The sequence below is a fragment of the Deltaproteobacteria bacterium genome, from assembly GCA_009930495.1.
Taxonomy (GTDB): domain Bacteria; phylum Desulfobacterota; class Desulfovibrionia; order Desulfovibrionales; family Desulfomicrobiaceae; genus Desulfomicrobium.
The window spans coordinates 1-9,874 of record RZYB01000104.1 but is presented as its reverse complement, the minus strand read 5'-3'; the positions used below and the strand labels follow the sequence as shown (position 1 = coordinate 9,874).

Sequence of the window (9,874 nt, the reverse complement as noted above, 5' to 3'; positions counted from 1 at the left end):
TAAGAGTCAGATGCTCTACCAATTGAGCTAGTGGCCCGTGCAACGAAGAGTGCTTTTATGGGTTTCAACCAAAACCGTCAAGAAAAAAACGCGAAAACAAATTTTTGTCGCGCAGCCCAAAATCGCGCCCACCACCAGTCTTGATCCAAGGCCGCTCCATCAAACATCTCCAACTCCTCGCCCCTGAAGACCCCAAAAAAAACGGCACTGCCCAGGCACTATCCGAGCACGTAGAAACGCGGCAATCATGGATCAAAGAAGATATTTGACGCCTTCGCACTGGGCAAAAGCCCGGGTCAAGCCATCAAGCTGCTCCCGGCTGGTCATGTGGAGGCACAGGCTATAGGTTATGTATTTCCCATTCCGGGAGACATTGCTGGCCCGGGGCGTATGGCTGAATCCATGCTCGGCGACAACCCCACAAATGGCGTCGTAGGTCTCCGAGGAATGGGCGGCGATAATTTTATATTCCCACTGCAAGGGGAATTCGAGTTCCGGACGTTTCATGTGCGCTCCTTGTTGACGCGAAGATGATGGACAGTTAGTCCGATAAACCAGGATCCGTGGCGTCTTACATGGCCACGGATGCCCGCGTGGTCAAGGAGACAAAGGAGCCCTGGGTGGAATCAATCCGCGAATTATACCGTATCGGCATCGGCCCCTCCAGCAGTCATACCATGGCCCCCAGACGGGCCGCGGAAATATTTCGCGACCGTAACCCGCGCGCGGCCAGTTTCCAGGTCACGCTGTTTGACAGCCTCGCGGCCACTGGTCGCGGTCATCGCACGGACAAAGCCATCATTGCCGCCATGGCCCCCCTGCCCGTACGAATTGTCTGGGCCGCTGACCAGCGCTTGCCCGAGCACCCAAATGGCATGCGCCTCGTCGCCCTGGATGCCAACGATCTGGAAACCGACGCCTGGACTGTGTACAGCATTGGTGGCGGCGCACTCCAGGAAAGCAATGCTCCTCGCCAGCATGTCTCGCTGTATCCCTTGAGCACGCTAAGCGAAATCATGCGCTTCTGCACCAACGAGGGAATCACCTATTGGGAATACGTGACCCGGCACGAAGGCGACGACATCTGGGTATGCCTCGAAGACGTCTGGCGGACCATGCTGGAAAGCGTCGATCGCGGCTTGAACACCGAAGGCGTTCTCCCCGGTGGATTGGGGCTGGCCCGCAAAGCCTGTTCGTACCACCAAAAAGCGCTGATGGGGGGAACGGAACTACGCCAGATTGGACTTTTGGCGGCGTATGCCCTGGCCGTATCCGAGGAAAATGCCGCCGGGGGCATTGTCGTGACAGCGCCGACGTGCGGCTCCTGCGGAGTCGTCCCGGCAGTTCTCCGGTACATCGCCGAAACCACCAACGCACGTCCACGCGCGCTTTTGCAGGCCCTGGCCACGGCAGGACTCATCGGAAGCATCATCAAAACCAATGCCTCCATTTCAGGAGCCGAAGTCGGCTGCCAGGGCGAGGTTGGTTCGGCCTGTGCCATGGCCGCGGCAGCGGCCACGCAACTCATGGGCGGCAGTATCCGCCAGATTGAATACGCCGCTGAGATGGGCTTGGAACACCATCTGGGGCTAACCTGCGATCCGGTCGGAGGACTGGTGCAAATCCCGTGCATCGAGCGCAACGCGGTTGCCGCGGCCCGAGCCAGAAGCGTGGCCCTTATGGCGTTATTATCCGATGGCAGCCACTGCATTCCCTTTGACGAAGTGGTCCGAGTCATGAAAGAGACCGGACACGACCTCCCCAACCTGTACCGGGAAACATCGTACGGGGGGCTGGCCAAAGCTTACGGAGAACGAACGGACAAACGAGGATCTTTATGATTACAGACGACGATTTCGAGGATGGAACGACCAACACGGAGCATCCAGAACCATACAATCGGGGCAAGGAGCTAAAGCTCTTCACCATGTGCCTGAAAAAATTTGTTAAAAAAGTTTTTCACCATATGGTGGCGACCAAATTCCCGACCTGGGCCGACCTTGCGATTCACGAACAGGACGGCTTGGCGTATCCAATTTACAACTACATCATTGATGCTTCGGACGCCAAACTGCTCCACGCTTACGAAGGTCACGGTCTGGAAATTGAAAATGGCCAGCTCCTCTTGGCGGATCTCTCCGTATCCGCCATCCTGGAGGAAGAGGGAGCCATCGGACTGGAATTTTATCTTTACGAAACAACCTCCATCGTTCCTTATGTCTGCGATGATTTTGAGTCCGTGAAAAACGAACGCCCCGACATGGCCCACTTCCACAAAATCAACCACGCCGATTTTGAAGCGCTCTACGGCGAACTCAAAAATTCCAATATTTTTGAAGATATTTATTACGAACTCAATAAATCCATTCTTCTCATCGAGCTTTCCGAGAAAGAAGCTCTCGCCCAAGCCAAAAAAGACAGCCTGCGCATTATCTCGGGTATTTTTGCCAGAGCCAAATCCATTTCCAATCTCAACACCATCACCAATACAGATATCAAGGAATTCAAACTGGACTTCGAGATCGAAGACCGCCGCTTTTCCTTGGTCATTCTAAACGGTCACGACCTGGACAACCAGCCGGTCTATTCTTCGGTTCTAACCATGCCCGAGTACAAATCAGTTGCGCAATACGTCTCTCTGGACACGCTGTACGAAAAACTGATCAAAGTATTGCGGGCCAAAAACATTGGCGACCCTGAAGACATCCTGTTATCCGCGCTCAAACCCCACGACCGCGGCGCGACCACGTTGAGGGCCTAACCCGCGATCAACGCCACTAATCCAGGCCAGAGGGTTTGGATTCACGAAGTCGTAGGGGACGCGACTCCTATCAATCAAATAACCCAAGCTATCACGCCACCCCAGTCGTCATGACCACAAAAAAAGCCCCGCGATGCGGGGCTTTTTTACAACGAGGAACAAATCTCTCTCAACGCGGAGTGCGCTTAGTTAGCACTCGCCTTGAATTCGTCACGACGATTCTTGGACCAAGCAGCTTCATTGGCACCCTGAACAGCGGGATATTCCTCGCCGTAGGAAATGATCTGCAAACGAGAGGAATCAACGCCCATCAGGACGAGGAACTCATAGGCGGCACGCGCACGACGCTCGCCAAGAGCCATGTTGTATTCATTGGTTCCGCGTTCGTCGCAGTGTCCTTCGACGAGCAGGGTCAAGGCGGGGTTAGCCTTCAACAAGTCAGCCTTTTCCGTCAGAATCTGCCGAGACTCCTGGGTCAACTCGTTGGAATCAAAAGCAAAATAAATTTTGTCAGCACCAATTTTCTCGATCGCCTGACGCTGCAGTTCAGCAAGGCGCTGTGCTTCCAGCTGCTCGGCGGTCAAACCGGTCGAAGAGCTGTCAGTGGAACTGGCAGCAGTGGCGCCAGTCGGGGTGGAACTCACCTTCTTGGAGCAACCACCAGCAATGGCCAAACAAAACACCAATACCATCAAACCAAATACACCAAACTTCCTCATAACTTCCTCCGTTAGCAATAAAGTAACACGTCCTCTGCCACTATAATTTCCCCCAGGCTGGAGATGTTGCATCCCCCGACCCGGTTGGAATCAAAATTGGTTCGTCCCCGTGTTTGGTGGTCAAATAAACCCTTGATCCACCAGATCGCGTTGACGCGAAAGCGATAAAATACCCATCGGGAGACCATGTAGGGTCTTCATCACTCCCCGCTCCAAATGTCAACTGGCGTTCTTGCCCTGAAGCCAAATCAACCAAAAATAATTTATGCTGTCCGCCAACCATCTGCGCATACACCACCTGGGTGCCGTCGGGGCTGATGCTTGGACCCGTGTTGTACTTTCCGGACATGGATATCCGACGGACAGTGCCGCCCCCAAGATCTTTTAAAAAGACATGAGGATTTCCAAGGCGGCTTGAAACAAAAACCATCTTTTGGCCACTGCGGTCAAAATCCGGCCCAATGTCGATGCCCCAATTCCGCTCAAGCGGGCGGCCCACCGACAAATCGGGACGTAGTTCATAGATATCCGGATTGCCGCCCATGTCGAGGCTCATCGCGATGCTCCCCGAACGAGTAAACGCGGGCGCGATAAGCGTATTAGCCGGGAGACGTTTCTTTTGCAAGGCCCTGGTTTGCCTATTCCAGACACATAAGCTGTGAACCCTATTGTCAAGAAAAATAAATGCCAGTCTTTGACCATCGTGGGACCACGCGGGGCTCATGCAAATCCCGTCAAGGTTTGTAATTTTCTGCGCATTTATTCCTTGAGCCGTGCACATATAAATTTGCTTGCGCTTCCCCTCTTTCTTGACAAAAGCAATGTTAGAACGAAAAAAATCTCCCTGTCCTGTCAAAGCTTCCATCAAATCCGCGCAAAACCTTGCCGCTACTTCCGGAACTTGTTGTTGATTAGCAACACTATATCCTTTTCCAACCACGAGACGTCCAGTATAAACTTCATAAGCGCGCAGTTCTACTTCCCCGATACCTCCAGGCCGTGGAGACCAAGCGGCCGTGACCAGAATATCCGTCCGGGACAGCTGAAACTTATGAAAATCGATATTCTGGGCAACATAGCCACCAGCGGACGGGCCACCGATAATGTCCCGTCCCGTGAGCATGTTAAAAAAAGGAAGAAACGCGCAATTCGCATGAATGCGCTGGTTCAAGGCCACCGGTGCGTTTGCCGGGATAGCTCCCACCGGTCCGGCGCCATCCTTGGCCAACGGATCGGAAACAAACAAATTCACCCTGGACTGACCCGGGCCAAAGATATCGATACTCATCATGTTGGCGGCCCAAGCCGGACCAGATTGCACGGCCGTGATCATCAGGCAGAGAAAAAAAATCTTTTTCAAGCCGCACCCCTACTAATTTTCCGTATTGTAAAAAGTTATTTGGATATCCGACGACTTCAACCCCTCGGGCAATCGGGGTAGGCGTCTGGTATCTTCGATGGCCCGCATAACCGAGGCATCGAAATCGGCCCGGCCGGATCCATTTTTCAGATGCGCGGCCATGATTTCTCCATCGGGCCCCACGCGCAGCTCCACCGTGGAAGCGAGGACCACGCTGGACAGGCGGGGAAAGCGCCAATTTTGCCGAATAGCCTTGACAACCTGCGATGCATACCATTCTTCGAGGGTTCCCATTGATTGCCCCTCGCCCTCTCCATCACCGCTGGTGCCGTCACCGCTGGAACCGCGCCCGGAACCCTCGCGCAAATCGGCAAGAGCATCGGCCAAGGCATCCTTGGAACTTCCACCAGCGGCTCCCCTGGCGGAGCCATCGGAATCGCCCCCCTTGCCGCCCTTGACCTGCTTGCTGGCATCACCCAAGGCTTCGGCCAGAATATCATCCTTGCTCTGCTTCGCGTCGGATTTGCCCGAGGCCTTGCCTTTCGCCCCATTCTTGGAAGGCTCTTTCTTGGAATCGGCCTTGGCGCCCTCCTGCTTGACATCGTCTTTTTTGGCGATGTCATCCTTTGTGGGCTCTTCTTTCCTGGGCGCCTCTTTCTTGGGTTCTTCCTTCTTGGGCTCGTCCTTCTTGGACTCCTTCTTCGGTTCGTCCTTCTTGGAGGGCTCTTTCTTGGGTTCCGCTTTCTTTGGTTCTTCTTTTTTTGGTTCTTCCTTCTTCGATTCTTCCTTATGTGGCTCTTCAACGGTCGCGTTGACCGTTTCCCGAGGGATTGCTTTTTTCATGTCTTCCGCGGGGGCAGCCTTTGTCTCGGCTGCTGGAGCCGCTTTTTTAATCGGCTTTTTCTCCGCGGTGCTGGCTTCGGGCGCGGTTTTGGAAACAGCTTTTCGAGGAGCCATATCCTTGGCGGAAGCCATTTTCGGCGTGCCTTTAATTCCGGCCTTTCCCTTGTTGGCCGGCCCGACCAAGTCGACCTGGTACACTCGTTTGTCCAAATTGATTTTCATCTGGGTTCCAGTGGAGAGATAAGCCCCCCCGACAAGCACAAGAATGTGCAGGGCAAGGGAGAAAACCCAGCTCAGATGACGCAGCGAATACAACACGACAACGCCTTATTCTAGGGTTTCTCATCCTCTGGTTCGGCCACCACTCCAAGCTTCTGCACGCCAGCAGCCCGGACTTCAGCCATGACCTTGACCACCACGCCATAGGCAACGTCCTTGTCGGCCTGCAAATAGAGCAGTTTATCCTTCTGAAAATCCATTCTTTTCAAATTATTTCCCAAATCGTCGATGGTGACCTCGTACTTGTCGAGCTTGATCGTGCCATCCTTGAGCACGTGCAGCACGACAGTCTCGCTGTCCTCGGGCAAGGTCTCGACGGACTTGGTTTCCGGAAGATCGACCTCCACGCCCTGGGTCAACATTGGTGCCGTGACCATGAAGATGATAAGCAGCACGAGCATCACATCCACGAAGGGCGTGACATTGATCTCGGCTAAAAATCCTTTCCCCGAATTCATGTGCATGGTTTATTCGCTCCGCTTGCTCATCCAGGGCAGTTCAAGCTGGGCACGGTTCAAAAACTCGCTGGCAAAGCACTCCATTTCGGTCTGCACTCCGTTAAGCATGCCCATGAAGGAGTTGTAGGCAATGGCTGCGGGGATAGCCACGCCCAGGCCAATGGCCGTGGCCACGAGAGCCTCGGAAATTCCAGGCGCGACAGCCGCCAAGGCCGCGGTTTTCATCTGACCAATGGAATGGAAGGAATTCATGATACCCCAGACAGTTCCGAACAGACCGATGAATGGAGCCGAGCTGGCGCAGGTGGCCAAAAACGGCAAGGACTTGGACATGTCGCTCAAGGACTCGCTCACGCCCTGCTCCAGCACGCGGCGCAAGTTGTCGCCGGCCACGCGAAACTTGAGATTGGGATGGATAACGGACTGTTCCAGCCGCCGAAATTCCACCAGCCCGCGCTTGGCGATGGGGTACAGAGCGGAACTTCCCTGCTCGCGCAAGGATTGCACGCCGTCGGCCAAGTTGGTCGCATTCTGAAACAAAGCCCGCTCATGCGTCGCCCGACGTCTGGCAATATGAATTTGAAAAATCTTGAAAAAAATAATGGACCAGCTGATCAGGGACATAATGGCCAACATGCCCATGACGCCCTGCACCACGGGGGTGGCGTTGGCGACCATGTCCCAAAAACCAAGCTGGGGAGTCCCGGCCAACTGTGTTGCGGCTGCCAGTGCCCCCGGATCCATGCCCTGCGTGACGTTCACCGATTGAACAACTCCCATCTGCGGCACTGCTTCCATATAATTCACCCCGTTACGATAAAATTTGGGTCATAAATAAAAAAATCGGATTCACTTATAGCGAAAGCCCACGAGACACAAGAGCCCAGGCAGCCTCATTCGCGAATTGATATTCTTTTTCTGTCATTCCGGCTCCCAAGGCGATCTTTCGCCGTAATTCCGGATCAACCAGATCCCGAGGAGCGTGGGCGTCATTGTTGACCACGACACGCGCGCCATGTTCCCGAGCCAAATTCACGACATGTCCATTGGTATACCCGTGACCCGCTCGGGAGGTCACCTCCAGTAAAACTCCCCGGGAAGCGGCCAGGCTCGTTTCCTCGACGGTGATCAATCCGGGATGGGCGAGAATGTCCGCCCCGGCCTCGATGGCCGCCAAATTGGTACCACGGTCCACGGGCTCGACCAGGGTCTCGCCATGAACCACGACCAGATCCGCGCCAAGGGCTCGGGCCCGGGACACTTCCTGGGCAATGAGCGCTGGCGGAACGTGGGTCAATTCCACCCCGGCCAAGATATGCATGTCCATATACACCGAGTATTCACGCGCAGCGGCCACCAGACGGGGCAACACGAAATCAAGGTTGGAAATATCGGCGTGATCCGTGAAGGCGATGGCTCGATACCCAACCGCCTTGGCCCGCCGGGCCAATTCGGCCGGGATCAGTTCCCCGTCGCTGAATACGGTATGGGCATGCAGATCAATCACGGCTACATCTTGTACTTGATGTCATCCAGACTGTACTTGGAAAGGATCTCGGTCCATTTTTCGCTGTCTCCACCCTTGACCACCTCTTGAAAAACACCTTTTTGCAGAGTCTGGTTCAAGGCGATTACCTCTCGGGAAACCCGGATGGGCACCTCGGCCCGCAGGGCCAGGGCAATGGAATCCGAAGGTCGGCAGTCGATCCGCTTCTGGCCAGACTCGGTTCGGGCCACCAGTTCGGCATAATACGTACCCTCGTGGATCGAGACGATCTCGACGCATTCCAGCGAAGCCCCGAGTTTGTCCAAGATGGACAAAATCAAGTCATGAGTCATGGGCCGGGGCACGGCAACCTTATTTAACGCCATGGAAATGGACATGGCCTCCATGGCTCCAATCCAGATTGGAAAAATAACATCCTCTTCCTTGTCTTTCAGAATCAGAATCGGCATCTGGGAATCCTCGTCCAATGCCAACCCAAACACAACCATATCTACCACGGTTCACCTCGAATTTCGCCCAAAAGCGAATGTTTCTTGGATGCCATGATGGTCACGTGGACCATCTTGCCCGTCAACGCAGGCCCGGACCATGAAAAATTGACGATACGCCCGCCTTCGTCCCGACCTCGCCACGAGACAGCGCCACCGTCCTGCATCTTGCTCCGGCCCTCCACCAATACAGTGACTTCGGTGCCGACCACGGCGGCCAACTCTTCCTCGGTGATGCGGTTTTGCAAATCCTGCAAAACCCGCAACCGGCGCGATTTATCCTCTTCCGAAATTTTGGAGGGCATTCTTTCCGCCCGCACGCCTGGCCGATCAGAATACTTGAAGGAAAAACTGGACACAAAACGCACCTCGCGCATGAGCGAAAGGGTGTCCTCGAAATCCTGCTCTGTTTCGCCCGGAAACCCGACAATGATATCCGTGGTCAGGGCGATGCGCGGACACGCGGTCCGAAGGGCGTGGATAATATCCAAGTAGCGTTGGCGCGTGTACTTGCGACCCATGGTCCGGAGCACGGCATCGGACCCGGACTGAAAGGGCAGGTGAAGCTGCGGGCATAAATTGGGCAAATGCTCGAAGGCCGCCACCACCTCGGGCGCGATGTCCTTGGGATGGGAAGTCGTGAACTTGAGCCGATCCAGGCCGGGGATGCCCGCGACCCGCTCCAGCAGGCCGGCAAAGGATGTCCCGTCACCGTGGGTATCCTGGCCATAACTGTTCACATTCTGTCCCAACAGGGTCAACTCGCGCGCGCCACGACGAACCAGGGACTCGCACTCGGCCACCACGGCGTCGGATGCGCGGGATTTCTGACGCCCTCGCGTGTATGGCACGATGCAATACGCGCAAAAATTATCGCAACCCTGCATGATATTCACGAAGGCCTGGGCGCTCACCGTGCCCGTCTCAACCACTTCGCGCTCCGGGTAATGGCCCAAAAAATCAAGCAAACTGATCCGTTGCTCTGGATCCTCCACCAGACGGTCCAGGGCCTCGGGAACCATGGCGATGCCGTCGGTTCCAAAAACCAAACGCACAAACGGAAAACGACGCCAAAAATCCTCGCCAATCTGCTGGGCCACGCAGCCGCCGACGCCAACAAAGACAGAGGGGTCACGATCCACGTAGTCCTTCAGGCGGCCAAGCAGGGAATAGACCTTCTGTTCCGGCTTTTCCCGGACGCTACAGGTGGTGACCAGAAAAACCTGGGCTTCTTCTTCCCGGACCGAAATCCACCCCCGGGCCTCAAGCACTTGTCGCAGCCAATCGGAGTCGGCCACGTTCATTTGGCAACCAAAAGTCAAGATATGAAAACGCACGAAACACTACTTCCTTCATATTAATGTTGCGCTCTGCTTTGACCGATTTTTTTAAGCCGTCAACAGTTTTGATGAAGCCGCGTCAGGCCGCGCCCGTGGCCGTGTCAATCCAGCGCAAAAAA

General features: G+C 55.0%; 11 protein-coding genes. 2 read left to right on the top strand and 9 right to left on the bottom strand.

All coding sequences use genetic code 11. From position 1 onward, the window contains the following. Window positions 1–252: 252 nt before the first annotated feature. Entirely contained in the window at window positions 253–507 is a 255-nt protein-coding gene (locus EOL86_09370) for a DUF493 domain-containing protein (GenBank protein ID NCD25785.1), read from the bottom strand. Between the two features lie 113 nt (window positions 508–620). On the opposite strand from EOL86_09370, the gene EOL86_09365 reads away from it, so the two are divergent. Both EOL86_09365 and EOL86_09360 read left to right on the top strand, forming a co-directional pair. Further along, the gene (locus tag EOL86_09365) at window positions 621–1,841 is read left to right on the top strand and encodes an L-serine ammonia-lyase (protein ID NCD25784.1); all 1,221 of its coding nucleotides are present in this window, start codon (window positions 621–623) and stop codon (window positions 1,839–1,841) included. Between the two features lie 86 nt (window positions 1,842–1,927). After that, a complete protein-coding gene (locus EOL86_09360) occupies window positions 1,928–2,761 on the top strand; it encodes a hypothetical protein (protein NCD25783.1) in 834 nt (277 codons plus the stop codon). A 185-nt stretch (window positions 2,762–2,946) separates the two neighbouring features. Here the strand turns inward: EOL86_09360 and pal are convergent, their stop codons facing one another. Genes pal through miaB form a run of 8 tightly spaced genes read right to left on the bottom strand, consistent with a single transcriptional unit; the run spans window position 2,947 to window position 9,752 of the window. Then, window positions 2,947–3,480, bottom strand: a complete 534-nt coding sequence (gene pal, locus EOL86_09355; GenBank protein ID NCD25782.1) for a peptidoglycan-associated lipoprotein Pal — start codon at window positions 3,478–3,480, stop codon at window positions 2,947–2,949. A gap of 40 nt (window positions 3,481–3,520) precedes the next feature. Continuing rightward, on the bottom strand, window positions 3,521–4,813 hold the full coding sequence (locus EOL86_09350; GenBank protein ID NCD25781.1) for a hypothetical protein: 1,293 nt from the start codon (window positions 4,811–4,813) through the stop codon (window positions 3,521–3,523). 39 nt (window positions 4,814–4,852) lie between these two features. Continuing rightward, the gene (gene tolA, locus EOL86_09345; protein NCD25780.1) at window positions 4,853–6,001 is read right to left on the bottom strand and encodes a cell envelope integrity protein TolA; all 1,149 of its coding nucleotides are present in this window, start codon (window positions 5,999–6,001) and stop codon (window positions 4,853–4,855) included. A 14-nt stretch (window positions 6,002–6,015) separates the two neighbouring features. After that, window positions 6,016–6,426: a biopolymer transporter ExbD gene (locus EOL86_09340; protein ID NCD25779.1), complete on the bottom strand. Its 411-nt coding sequence runs from the start codon at window positions 6,424–6,426 to the stop codon at window positions 6,016–6,018. A gap of 3 nt (window positions 6,427–6,429) precedes the next feature. Continuing rightward, entirely contained in the window at window positions 6,430–7,218 is a 789-nt protein-coding gene (locus EOL86_09335; protein ID NCD25778.1) for a protein TolQ, read from the bottom strand. Window positions 7,219–7,273: 55 nt separating this feature from the next. Further along, entirely contained in the window at window positions 7,274–7,927 is a 654-nt protein-coding gene (locus EOL86_09330) for a histidinol phosphate phosphatase domain-containing protein (protein ID NCD25777.1), read from the bottom strand. Window positions 7,928–7,929: 2 nt separating this feature from the next. Beyond that, entirely contained in the window at window positions 7,930–8,424 is a 495-nt protein-coding gene (locus tag EOL86_09325; protein NCD25776.1) for a bifunctional nuclease family protein, read from the bottom strand. Continuing rightward, on the bottom strand, window positions 8,418–9,752 hold the full coding sequence (gene miaB, locus EOL86_09320; protein NCD25775.1) for a tRNA (N6-isopentenyl adenosine(37)-C2)-methylthiotransferase MiaB: 1,335 nt from the start codon (window positions 9,750–9,752) through the stop codon (window positions 8,418–8,420). The genes EOL86_09325 and miaB overlap by 7 nt, the downstream gene beginning before the upstream one ends. Window positions 9,753–9,874: the final 122 nt, after the last annotated feature.

Bases quoted from the DNA above. Each gene is read 5' to 3' on its own strand.
- EOL86_09370 (NCD25785.1), bottom strand. From the start codon at position 507: ATGAAACGTCCGGAACTCGAATTCCCCTTGCAGTGGGAATATAAAATT.
- EOL86_09360 (NCD25783.1), top strand. From the start codon at position 1,928: ATGTGCCTGAAAAAATTTGTTAAAAAAGTTTTTCACCATATGGTGGCG.
- pal (NCD25782.1), bottom strand. From the start codon at position 3,480: ATGAGGAAGTTTGGTGTATTTGGTTTGATGGTATTGGTGTTTTGTTTG.
- EOL86_09350 (NCD25781.1), bottom strand. From the start codon at position 4,813: ATGATCACGGCCGTGCAATCTGGTCCGGCTTGGGCCGCCAACATGATG.
- EOL86_09340 (NCD25779.1), bottom strand. From the start codon at position 6,426: ATGCACATGAATTCGGGGAAAGGATTTTTAGCCGAGATCAATGTCACG.
- EOL86_09335 (NCD25778.1), bottom strand. From the start codon at position 7,218: ATGGAAGCAGTGCCGCAGATGGGAGTTGTTCAATCGGTGAACGTCACG.